This window comes from Methanolobus sp. WCC4 (genome assembly GCF_038022665.1).
In the GTDB taxonomy this organism is placed as follows: domain Archaea; phylum Halobacteriota; class Methanosarcinia; order Methanosarcinales; family Methanosarcinaceae; genus Methanolobus.
Genome location: NZ_CP150629.1, coordinates 1,277,822 through 1,289,282, shown reverse-complemented (window position 1 = coordinate 1,289,282; position 11,461 = coordinate 1,277,822). Strand labels below are relative to the sequence as shown.

The window sequence follows — 11,461 nt, the reverse complement described above, 5'->3', positions numbered from 1 at the left end:
AAAACATACCTCTGATCTTGTTCGTACTCATCATTGCAATCGCCACAGCGAGTGCAAGCACCGAAAATACAAATACCGGTAGCTTTCTAGTTCTAAAAACAGGACATATAAACACTGATAACGCTATTTCTGAAATTGCTGTGCTTATTGAAAAGGAGGATTAGAAATGAAAACTAAAAAACTGATATTCAATTTTGGAATCATTTCTTTAATACTACTCTCAGTTGGGGTAAGCTATGCAATAAGTACAGATATCCCTAATAATTCAAATGATACATATTTGACTACAAATTCTACAGCTGCTTTTGAAAGCATATCTCAAATAGAATACTCCAAATCCAATATGACGGATGCAAAACAAAAGTTGAGCACCGACCTCCTTAAACTAATTGACGAGAACGAGCTTGATGAAGAATCAGAAATTGCCGAAATTCAGATGGATGCTCCTACTCAATTAAGCACTACAAACTTCATTTCCAAAAATGTTGATACCCAAATTCCAGATGATCTGGTCTACACATACATCTATCTCACTCCATCATCAAACATTGAAAACATCGAACCATATGTGTGGGACATAACAGATAGAGATGAAAAGAACAAGATCGCTGTTGCGTGGGTAGAGGTCGGAAACCTGGAAAAGCTGGCAGGAATTGAAAGTGTGAGGAATATTAGAACAGTAATGCCACCAGAAGTAAGGATTGGTTCGGTTATCACAGAGGGGGATACAATTCATAGAACCGATCTAGTACGTACAAATTATTCATACAATGGGACTGGAATGAAAATAGGAGTGATATCCGATGGAGTGGATAGCTGGGAAAGTGCCAGAGCCTCTGGTGATCTGCCAAACATAACAGTACTTAGTAACACACAAGGAGGTGATGAGGGTACTGCAATGCTTGAGATCATACATGATATGGTACCTGGGGCTGAGCTTTATTTCTATGATATGGGTAATAATCAAGTTGCCTTTAACTCTGGTATTGATGCACTTGTAGATGCAGGCTGTGATGTAATAGTCGATGATATTGGCTGGTTATTGGAGCCTTTTTTTGAAGATGGTGTTGTTGCATCACATATTGCTGATGTGATTGCTAACAACGATGTTATTTATGTATCCTCTGCAGGGAATTCGGGTTCCAGACATTATCAGGGAGATTATTCTAACGACGGGGATGATTTTCACAACAGATCCTTTGATCTGACACTCCCCTCCAGTGGCACAGCAACGGTTGTATTACAATGGGATGACAATTTTGGTTCATCCGGGAATGATTATGATCTCTATTTATTCAATAAGGATAATGGAGATATTTTAGCAACTAGCAGCAGCTCTCAGAATGGAGATGATGATTCAATAGAAGCCTTTGGGCTCTCAAATCCATATAGTTCAACATTCAATACTACAATAAAGATAAAGAACTACAATAATTCAGCTCCAAAAACGCTTGAACTCTACATATATCCGGGAAATGGAGCCTCAATTTCAACTAATAATCTCACTACTGCCGATTCCATATTTGGACACCCTGCAGTTCCAGATGTTATCGCTGTGGGAGCCGTGAGAGCATCAACCCCTGAAGATATAGAATACTTCTCATCCCAGGGTCCGGTGACAATTTCATATCCATCACAGGTCTTGCGGCCAAAACCTGATATCGTCGGGATAGATGGCGTGAGTATAACAGGTGCAGGAGGTTTTTCAGATCCTTTCTACGGAACCAGTGCATCAGCACCCCATGTGGCAGCCATTGCAGCCCAGATCTGGTCTGTCACGCCTGAAATGTCGGCAGATGAGATTCGAGATATTCTGCTCTCCTCTGCAATTGATCTAGGGGCTGCAGGTTTTGATTATGAGTTTGGTTACGGTCGAGCCGATGCATTAAATGCGTACAATATAACAATAAATGCCTCTTTGTTCTCAGATGAGTTTCCGGTCAATGGCTCTTACACAAGCAACAATATCACCAATGTAGCTGTCAATATTACCGATGGAGGAAATGGCCTTAATCTAACTAGCTTCAATATGACCATCAACGGTTCACCTGTGGTCTTTACAAATACAACGATCGATGACGGATACAGAATAGAGAATATAACCTCCCAGGCATATCCCGACGGTACAATAAATGTATCAGTAACTGTGGAAAACAATTTAAGTGTCAGTACCACCCACTTATGGTCCTTTATTGTGGATACAACAAAGCCAACATCAACAAAACCGGCAAACATCGAGTTTTCAGCAAACAGCACTGCAAACTTCACATACTGGAAACTGTTCGATCTTCATCCGGCATATTACTGGGTTCTGCTCAATGGAACTGAGATAATTTCACCACAACAGTGGACAAATGACACAAACCTTAGCATTCCGGTAAATACAAGCATTGGATTGGGTAATTTCAATTATACCATACAATACAATGATACTGCAGGCAACTCTGGAGAGCCTGACACAGTCATGATCAATATAAATGACACCTCATCACCTTATTCATTTGGAGAAATGCCTGCAAATGGTTCGTATATCAATGATACACTGCCCCTTATCTACATAAATATCGCAGACAACGCATCCGGTGTGAACAAGAGCAGCATTTCAATGATCATTAATGGAAGTCAGGTTGATTTTACAAACACATCGATATCGATGGGCTATAACATATCAAATGTTACAGACATGGAGTTTGTCCACAATCAGACTATAGATGTCATGGTCAATGCCACCGATAATAACAGCAACTTCATGAGTCACAGTTGGTCATTTATTATAGACAATTCAACACCAACTATCGCTATTACCTCACCCTCAGATGGAAGTTCAACAGCGTCAGGATCAGTTAGCATTTCAGGCATAGCTAATGGAACTGGCTCCCCGGCATCTGTTACGGTAAACGGAATTGAAACATCTGTTGAAGAAATAAATGGAACCTTCGTAGAAACAGTGGACCTTTCTGTAGGTACTAACATAATCTATGCGAACGTCACTGATTCAGCAGGGAATACAAACACAACTTCCATTAATATCACAAGAACCAATGTAGCAACAACATCCACAACCAGCTCTTCCGGTGGCGGAGGAGGAGGCGGTGGTGGCGGAGGCACATCAGGTGAAGAGTATGAGAACATCGGCTTTAAGGATGTACTTACTGTTTATGCCGGCAAGGATGACATAGTGGACTTCGATTTCGATGATGAGAAGAACGATATCGACTACATTCGCTACACATCCCTCAAGAACGCAGGAAAGATAAGCACCACTATTGAGATATTGAAGGATACTTCCGCACTTGCAGATGAACCTGCTCCCGGACTTGTCTACAGGAATCTGAACATCTGGGTCGGTAAGACAGGCTATGCCATAGAAGGCAACATCCAGAACCCTGTCATTGGTTTCAAGGTCAGCAAAGATTGGGTACAGGATAATGATATAGACACTGATACCATCACCCTGAACAGGTACAGTGAGGATGTATGGGAAAAACTCTCTACCGAACAGAGTGGTTCTGACGAGGAATACCTCTACTTTGAAGCAAGTACACCAGGGTTCTCTCCTTTTGCCATTACAGCAGAAGAGCCGCTGGTCGTTCAAGCCGAAAAAGCTGGTATGGGGGCGGAAAGGGCCGATGTATCCATAACAGCCATGGATAACAATGCTGAGACCACGGATGAGGAAGATAAAGAAGATAATGCAAAACTTCCGGCAATATCCGTAGTTCTGACTATGGCCATACTAGCGATCAGTTGTGCACTCATCAGGAAACAGCAAAATTAATATTCAACTGCACCCCTTTTAGCGTCGGAGATATCAAGTTGAAAGGAACAGTACTTGGCATTGAGGGGACCGCATGGAACCTCAGTGCTGCTATCGTTAATGAGAATGACGTGATCGCTGAGGTATCTGATATGTACCGGCCTCCCACAGGCGGGATACATCCAAGGGAAGCAGCCCAGCATCACGCAAAATATGCTTCCTATGTTGTAAAAGGTGTCCTTGAGGAAGCTAAGAAGAAAGGTGTTGATGCCTCTCAGATAGATGCGATCTCCTTCTCACAGGGACCCGGACTTGGGGCATGCCTTCGTACTGTGGCAACCGCTGCCAGGATGCTTGCCATTAGTCTTGATGTTCCTCTTGTAGGTGTGAACCACTGTCTTGCGCATGTCGAGGTAGGACGCTGGAAAACCCCTGCAACTGACCCTGTGACCCTCTACGTCAGCGGTGCGAATTCACAGGTACTGGCCTATCGCATGGGAAGATACAGAGTGTTCGGAGAGACACTGGATATCGGACTTGGTAATGCATTTGATAAGTTCGCAAGGAGTGCCGGTCTCGGACATCCCGGTGGACCACAGATAGAGCAATTTGCCAGGAATGCATCGAAATATATCCCACTCCCTTATGTTGTCAAAGGAATGGACCTCTCCTTTTCAGGACTATCCACAGCTGCCACCGAGGCTTTAAAGAAGCATTCAATGGAAGATGTCTGCTATTCTTTCCAGGAGACTGCCTTTGCAATGGTGGTAGAGGTCACAGAACGCGCCCTTGCCCACACAGGAAAGAATGAGGTCCTTCTTGCAGGTGGTGTCGGAGCTAATATGAGACTCAGGGAAATGCTTGATATAATGTGTACTGAACGTGGCGCCTCATTCTACGTACCTGAGAAGAGATTCATGGGAGATAACGGTGCCATGATAGCATACCTGGGACTTCTCATGTATGACTCAGGTAATGTGATCGATGTAGAGAACTCACACGTTAACCCTAATTTCAGACCTGATGAGGTCGATGTAACATGGCTCCCTGATGACTTTGATGGAGGTAGGCAAGGATGTATCTGACAAGTGGTGCCGAAGCAACCGTGAGAGTGGAAGAGGGAGTGCTCATCAAGGAAAGAGTACCGAAGAACTACCGCCTCAGGGAACTTGATGAAAGGATACGGAAAGAAAGGACAAAGGCAGAGGCAAGATTATTGTCAGAAGCAAGGAGAGCCGGAGTTCCTACACCTGTCATCTATGACATCGAGAATTCCACGATAAAGATGCAGTACATAGATGGAACTGCACTGAAACATGTTATCGATGAGAAGCTCAGTGAACGTATCGGGGTACTTGTTGCTGAACTACATGAAGCAGGAATCGTTCACGGCGACCTGACGACATCCAACCTCTTACTTTATCAGGACAGGATATACATGATAGATTTCGGACTCTCATTCTTTGACAGCAGTACCGAAGCCAGGGGTGTGGATGTACATGTCCTGTTCCAGACATTTGAAAGTACACACAGGAACCATGAGAAGCTAATAGAGGCATTCTGCAGAGGATACAGACAGGATTTCGAACAGGCAGATGAAGTGCTCGAAAGAGTGAAAGAGATAGAAAAACGAGGAAGATATGCGTAAAATAGTATTCGTTACAGGAAACAAGGGTAAGTTCAGGGAAGTAAAGGACATACTTGCAGCCAGAGGATATGAGGTCATACAGAATAAAGATGGTTACCCGGAACTTCAGGAAGATGAGCTTGAACCCATTGCCGCATATGGTGCAAAGCTTTCAGCAGAGAGACTTGGAATGCCTGTCATGGTCGATGATTCAGGACTGTTCATCGATGTGCTCAATGGATTTCCCGGACCTTATTCCGCTTTTGTTGAAAAGAACCTCGGTAACAAGAGGGTCCTGAAGATAATGGAAGGTGAGACCGACAGGAGAGCTGTGTTCAAGTCCGTTATCGGATACTGCGAGCCCGGAAGTGAGCCTCTTACATTCACCGGAACCGTGGAAGGCAAGATCACTTTTGAGGAATTGGGGACCGGTGGTTTTGGTTATGACCCTATATTCGATTACAACGGAAAGACGTTCGGAGAACTCGGGGATGAGTTCAAGAACACGGTCTCGCATCGAAGAAGGGCGCTCGACAAATTCCTTGAATGGCTGGACTGAGTCGATAATAGAACAAAAAGGTGGTATTGGTGGGGGCTAAAGGAAATTCTTTCGTCAGAGATACACGTGGTGCTGATACAATTCCACTGAAGATGGTATTCTACCTCTTAATAACCGGAGCCATCATCTTCCTTATGGCCTTCTCATGGAACAGCCTGTCACCTGTCCATTCAGGAGCTAAGGACAGCAAGCAGATAGATGATGTAAGAGTAGAGCTTATGTCAATACAGAACGGATATGCAAGGGATATCTCTGACCTTACCGGACCGGACGGGTCGACCTGCACGGTCGAACTTTCCCTGCCACAAGTCAGTTATCTTGCCTTTGGTGTGGACCCTGATCCTGATATGAACGGAAACTTAACTGATTCATATTGGATCCAGGAGAACAATACGATCATATGCCAGTATGGGAACGGTGCTAAGGATAGATACCATATTGATGGCGATACCATTTTTTTTAGAAAAGGAACTTTCGATAATAACACTGGTAAATGGATACCTGATAGTGATCAGGATAACAATAGGAACATAGGACTGGTACTCGAAGGACCAGTGAAAGGAAACTTTGATTTTGAACTTATAATGGAAGATAAAAAATATACATTATCTAATTTTTAAGTAAGATAGTACATTCAGTATCTTCAATACCTGAGCAGTATATACTTCTCATCGAAGTAAGCACCTGGTGTTGTAAAGTCAAATACTACAAGAGCTCCGGCTTCCGGCCTCACCTGGAAGGACACCTCGGTCCTTGGTGGTAATCCTTCGTACTCGTCGTCATCTGCCTGAAAAACCCTTCGTATATCGACCACAACTTCCATAATGTCACCTGTTCTTAAAACAGGCTGGGTAGCTTTGAAGACAGTTTGATCACGAGTTCGTATAGGGCTTACAGAAAAATACTCTTCAGTGGGTAGATGAATCTCATCATCAGGATCTGCAGTATTGTATCTTACATTGGCAACGTGCGAGCCATCGGAAAGATAGATGATCAGTTGTGAAAGATCAACATCCTCACTACCAGGACCTAAAGATACGGAAATATGTAACTTGGCAATCTCACCATAGTCAACCGCATCACTTGTAATAACTGAGCCAGTAGTAGTGCCGGAAGTACCGGTAACGGTGAAATTATGAGAACCAGAACTTGAAAAACGATGCTCATAATAGGAATATTCATCAACTTCTACCGTATCGCCACCATCTACAGAAATATTGAATGCACCCGATTCGGAGATCCATTCGATCATTCCGCCTTTGGATGTAGTCAAATTAGTTCCAGAAGGAGTACCATCGGTTACCGTAACCGTACTATAGGTAGCACGAGCACCCTCTACACGGTCGATACGCATATTTGAAGCAACCTCACGTGTCGTCTCCTGACCGGTCTGTGACGCTTTCTGCTGTAGCACACCTGATGTCTTGATCAATAAAGCAGAGGCTACTGCTGCCACAAGTACCATGGATATGAATATGATCAGGGTACCTATACCTACCTGTGCACGGTTGTCACTGTGCATTGAATGCTTCTGATTTGCTTTCGTGCGATTCCCTCATGAAACGTTTTAGCAATCGTGTAACAGGATTATATTGCCAGTTATACTATATTAATCCTTTTATTAATATGCTATTGGATAGTTTGTATTACCATTATAATATCTATAATGAATTATACAATGAAATATAGCACATCTGATATTTAAATTGACCTGTCCAGATCAAACAAAGAACATGGCGGTAACTATCCAAAACAGGGATCATCTATAAGAATTGCACGTGCGGGTGCACCATCACAGCCCATTGCCTTTAACGGAAGACATATGAAATAATATACACCTTCAATTACCTCACATAAGTGCAAATACTCAACAATGCCCACTTCATTGGATAAAAGAAGATGATGGTTGGGCAATGATGATCCTGCATCGATCGTAAGATTGTCAACACCTATTGCAGAAAATCCATGCTCTAATATCCACTCACCTGCAGTTGCCGCAAGAAGTCGTTCAGAATTCAATGGGTTTTTTGAAGATGGACCTGCTTCAGTCCTGATCAGAAGAACCGATACATCATCCTCACCCACAAATGGAAGATAATGTCTTTCAAGTTCATCTGCTGTTATATGGCCCTTACCGGAAGAAAGGTCGAGTAAAACAGCTTTCCCCATAAGTTTTCCGGGGTAGATGGCATCAACCGATATCCCATCTTTGAAAATATGAGATGGTGCATCGACATGGGTCCCCGTATGTGTTCCAATACTTATCCTTGAAACTACGAAACCATCTTCTTCAATAGAAGAGACCTTTTCTACCTCAGGAACAGGGTCACCATCGTATACTGGCGTATCAATAGATATCCCAGTGGTTATATCTATTATCTTCCCTTTCATCTCAAAACAGAAAGTAAAATAGAATATTCACTCCAGGAAACGGAGTGAGTTGTTCAGAACGTCCTCTGCCTGCTTTTCAGTAAGCCCTGCACCCATAGCCACTTTCAGAGCGAAATCCCTTGTGATAAGATTCCCGGGACTGTGGGTATCGGTGTCCACCACAAGAGTTGCACCTGTTTCCATACCGATCTTCGCAACATGACCATTGGTACGGTTATGGCCGTTCCTTGCAGTGATCTCAAGACAGACATCATTCTCCTTAGCGATCTCTGCTTCCTCGACCGTGATGAAACCGGGGTGGGCAAGTATATCAACATCTGCAAGTTCTACTGATGCAGCATTTGTGCCTGGCATTACAGGCTCGTTTATCGTTTCCCCATGGACTACGACGATCTCCGCACCCAGGTCCTTTGCCAGCTTCGCAAGAGGAGCGATCTTCCTTGGCGGGACATGGGTTATCTCCACACCCACCTTCACCTGGATATCAAGTTCATCTTCAAGGTACTTTGCCTTGCTTACATTTTTAATGATGTGTTCCACATTTGAGAAATCAGCATGGTCTGTGATACCTATTGCCCTGTATCCGTGAACCACCGCTCTTCTGACGAGTTCACTGGGAATAAGTTCACCATCACTGAAAATAGTATGAGTATGCATATCTATCATAAGAATACCTCATAGGTACTGAGAATATGTCCCCTTATGTCCTGAAGTTAGATAAATGCATTCCACAGGAAAACAAAAATAATATAATGTTCTATGTTCATAGGCTTGAACTCAGAATATGACCTCTGAAAGGGAAGGATGAGATATTGACAGGAATTAGGAGATTGGTTCTGGATGTGCTTAAACCCCATCATCCATCTATTGTTGAATTGTCCAAGACACTCAGCGTACTCCCGGGAGTACATGGTGTGAACCTAAGTCTTTATGAGGTAGACCAGCAGACAGAAACGGTCAAGATCACTGTTGAAGGCGAGGAACTTGACTACGAGGAAATAAAAATGGCCATCGAGGAACTCGGAGCTGTTATACACAGTATCGATGAGATCGCTGCCGGAAAGCGTCTTGTTGAAGAGGTCCAGACACTACAGGAAAGATAAAGGACAAATGATCGGCCTTATCTAACACTTTTTACCCTTTTTCACATATTTTTCAATTACAGACTTTTGTAAGCCTTTGCAATGTTGTAGATAACACCATCATGTTCCTCAGGGAACAGGCTTATTGTGAATACCTTCAATGCCTCATGGTAGGCAGTTACAGCCAATTCAACATTACCTTCTTTGTCCTCTATCTCTGAAAGCGCGAAGTAGGCATTTCCAAGATTGTTCTGGACGGTAGCGTACTCCACCGGCCGGGTTTCGATGGTATATACCTCAAGTGCATTGTTGAAGGCGACTATGGCATTGCCGATGTTGTCCTTTTCATTGCCAAATACCGATATCTCGATATAGAGATTACCAAGGTTGTTCTGGACACCTGCATACTCAAGAGGATACACATCTGCCCTGAAGACCCTCAAAGACTCAGTGTATGCATCAAGGGCATTCTCAAGGGCAATTATATCACCTTCTGAATTGCCTTTCTTACGCCAGGCATTCCCAAGTTTGTTATGAATAGATGCAAAGTATATAGGATCAGCAGCTATGGAATAGTATTCCAATGACACATTATAATATTCAATGGAGGTGCTCAGTGTTTCACTATCACCCTGGTAAGCATATAATTTCAGGTATGCATCCCCCAGACCATGCTGTATCCTTGCATACTCAGCCGGAGACTCTTCTTTGGAGATGAACTTCAGAGCCTGACCGTAAGCATAGATGCTGCTCTGCAGGTTATCTGATCCATTTACAGGGTCCGCTGAAGCCATTCCTTCATAGGTCCTTCCCCTGTAATAGTGGTTCATACCATATTGAAGTGGATATTCATTCGATGATATTACCCCAAATACGGAATTATAGACCTCTAATGCCCCATCATAACTACCGGTCTCGCGCAAATCCGATGCCTCATCCCAGAGAGAATCAACCTCATACAATGTCCTCTGCTCTTCTATATAGTCTCCAAGAAGACCGTAGACTGCAATAAGGAGCACAATAGCAGCAACAATAAGGCGCATTTGCTTTGAGTTCCTATCTGGAGCAGGGGCTTCATCGTTCATGGGATCACATTTCTATCTTTGCAGAGGAACTTCAAAGAGAACTCAGACATGAGGTACTCTAAAGAAAGTAACAAAGGTAGAACTGTATATCTTATATAAAAAATATATTACTTAAGTGCATAAGTATATAGAACAAGTTCTTTTTAAGAATGTAGGGGTTTGCTACCTGTGCACGGTAGCTATTCCAGTTTACTTATAACATCGGCAAAAGCAAAATTGGGCTTTACATCCTGTATCTTTATCCTCACATGATCGCCAATTTCGACACCTTTGACAAAGACCACGAAATCCTCGATAAGAACTGCACCATCACCGCTAGATCCGAGTTTTTCTATCGTTACATCGAACTCATCATTGCGCCTGAGAGGAGCGGTCAGGAACTTCTTGCCAATTACATAGATCTCGGCACTCTGGGACCTTGAGGCTTTGGGGGAATAGGAACGTACAAATGTGAAATTATCCTTGACCTCTTCAAGGAAATCATTGAACATATCTCCCTGGAATACCTTCACAACAAAATGTCCACTTGGTTTCAGGATCTTCTTCGCACATCCAAGAGCAGAGCGGGTAAGGTCAATGGACCTCGCATGGTCGTAGCTCCAGTTACCACTCAGGTTCGGTGCAGCGTCACATATGACAACATCTGCCCCACCTGCCCCAACAAGTCCGAATATCTTCTTGATGGTCCTGTCGGAAGTGATGTCACCAACTATGGTCTCAACACCTTCGATAGGAGAGATCCTTCTGAGATCGACACCGACCACGCGACCACCTGATAGTTCCTTCGCTACCTCCAGCCAGCCACCGGGAGCAGCACCCAGATCTACTACCGTATCACCTTCTTTTATCACGTGGTGTTTGTTATTGATCTGGAAAAGCTTGTACGATGCACGGGAGCGATAGCCCTCGTCCTTGGCTTTCCAGTAGTACTTGTCGCGTCTGTCTCTTGCCATATTGATT

At 43.6% G+C, this 11,461-nt stretch carries 11 protein-coding genes; 6 read left to right on the top strand and 5 right to left on the bottom strand.

Features of this window, described 5'->3' with window-relative positions; all coding sequences use genetic code 11:
- The first annotated feature begins 343 nt into the window (after positions 1-343).
- The 5 genes from V7O63_RS06415 to V7O63_RS06395 are packed head-to-tail and all read left to right on the top strand — an operon-like array spanning position 344 to position 6,563.
- Positions 344-3,778: a PGF-pre-PGF domain-containing protein gene (locus V7O63_RS06415; RefSeq protein WP_340820677.1), complete on the top strand. Its 3,435-nt coding sequence runs from the start codon at positions 344-346 to the stop codon at positions 3,776-3,778.
- Between the two features lie 38 nt (positions 3,779-3,816).
- A complete protein-coding gene (locus V7O63_RS06410) occupies positions 3,817-4,842 on the top strand; it encodes a bifunctional N(6)-L-threonylcarbamoyladenine synthase/serine/threonine protein kinase (RefSeq protein ID WP_340820676.1) in 1,026 nt (341 codons plus the stop codon).
- Positions 4,833-5,405 carry a Kae1-associated kinase Bud32 gene (locus V7O63_RS06405; RefSeq protein WP_340820675.1) on the top strand — a complete coding sequence of 191 codons (573 nt, stop codon included), beginning with the start codon at positions 4,833-4,835 and terminating at the stop codon, positions 5,403-5,405. Before V7O63_RS06410 ends, V7O63_RS06405 begins: the two co-directional genes overlap by 10 nt.
- Entirely contained in the window at positions 5,398-5,943 is a 546-nt protein-coding gene (locus V7O63_RS06400; protein ID WP_340820674.1) for an XTP/dITP diphosphatase, read from the top strand. Before V7O63_RS06405 ends, V7O63_RS06400 begins: the two co-directional genes overlap by 8 nt.
- A 29-nt stretch (positions 5,944-5,972) precedes the next feature.
- Positions 5,973-6,563 carry a hypothetical protein gene (locus tag V7O63_RS06395; RefSeq protein ID WP_340820673.1) on the top strand — a complete coding sequence of 197 codons (591 nt, stop codon included), beginning with the start codon at positions 5,973-5,975 and terminating at the stop codon, positions 6,561-6,563.
- 23 nt (positions 6,564-6,586) lie between these two features.
- On the opposite strand, the gene V7O63_RS06390 is transcribed toward V7O63_RS06395, so the two are convergent.
- The 3 genes from V7O63_RS06390 to V7O63_RS06380 form a co-directional block, all read right to left on the bottom strand.
- Positions 6,587-7,465 carry an archaellin/type IV pilin N-terminal domain-containing protein gene (locus V7O63_RS06390; protein WP_340820672.1) on the bottom strand — a complete coding sequence of 293 codons (879 nt, stop codon included), beginning with the start codon at positions 7,463-7,465 and terminating at the stop codon, positions 6,587-6,589.
- A 221-nt stretch (positions 7,466-7,686) separates the two neighbouring features.
- Entirely contained in the window at positions 7,687-8,334 is a 648-nt protein-coding gene (locus V7O63_RS06385; protein WP_340820671.1) for a cyclase family protein, read from the bottom strand.
- A 27-nt stretch (positions 8,335-8,361) separates the two neighbouring features.
- On the bottom strand, positions 8,362-9,000 hold the full coding sequence (locus V7O63_RS06380; RefSeq protein ID WP_340820670.1) for a histidinol phosphate phosphatase domain-containing protein: 639 nt from the start codon (positions 8,998-9,000) through the stop codon (positions 8,362-8,364).
- 146 nt (positions 9,001-9,146) lie between these two features.
- Between V7O63_RS06380 and V7O63_RS06375 the strand changes: the two genes are divergently transcribed.
- Positions 9,147-9,437: a DUF211 domain-containing protein gene (locus tag V7O63_RS06375; RefSeq protein WP_340820669.1), complete on the top strand. Its 291-nt coding sequence runs from the start codon at positions 9,147-9,149 to the stop codon at positions 9,435-9,437.
- Positions 9,438-9,493: 56 nt separating this feature from the next.
- On the opposite strand, the gene V7O63_RS06370 is transcribed toward V7O63_RS06375, so the two are convergent.
- Together V7O63_RS06370 and V7O63_RS06365 are read right to left on the bottom strand one after the other, a co-directional pair.
- Positions 9,494-10,501, bottom strand: a complete 1,008-nt coding sequence (locus tag V7O63_RS06370; RefSeq protein ID WP_340820668.1) for a hypothetical protein — start codon at positions 10,499-10,501, stop codon at positions 9,494-9,496.
- 179 nt (positions 10,502-10,680) lie between these two features.
- Positions 10,681-11,454, bottom strand: coding sequence for a 23S rRNA (uridine(2552)-2'-O)-methyltransferase (locus V7O63_RS06365; protein WP_340820667.1), 774 nt, complete (start codon positions 11,452-11,454; stop codon positions 10,681-10,683).
- Positions 11,455-11,461: the final 7 nt, after the last annotated feature.